This window comes from Limosilactobacillus secundus (genome assembly GCF_020784695.1).
In the GTDB taxonomy this organism is placed as follows: Bacteria; Bacillota; Bacilli; order Lactobacillales; family Lactobacillaceae; genus Limosilactobacillus; species Limosilactobacillus reuteri_F.
On the sequence record NZ_JAJGUA010000013.1, the window covers coordinates 1 to 252 of the forward strand.

Sequence of the window (252 nt, forward strand, 5' to 3'; positions counted from 1 at the left end):
GTCTGATTAATTGAGTTAGCGATTATAATTCGTTAATTAAAACTCAAATAACGCGGTGTTCTCGGTTTATTGTTTTGTTAATAAAGAAATTAGATAGTATTTAGTTTTCAAAGTACAAACTCTATCAACCGTAAGGTTGATAATGGAGAATAACGGAATCGAACCGATGACCTCCTGCTTGCAAAGCAGGTGCTCTCCCAGCTGAGCTAATTCCCCATATGGGCCTAAATGGACTTGAACCATCGACCTCAC

1 tRNA gene is annotated in these 252 nt (G+C 38.1%); it reads right to left on the reverse strand.

Annotated features, from left to right (window positions below):
• Nucleotides 1–143: 143 nt before the first annotated feature.
• A tRNA-Ala gene (locus LMB57_RS00420) sits at nucleotides 144–216 on the reverse strand.
• Between the last annotated feature and the right edge of the window lie 36 nt (nucleotides 217–252).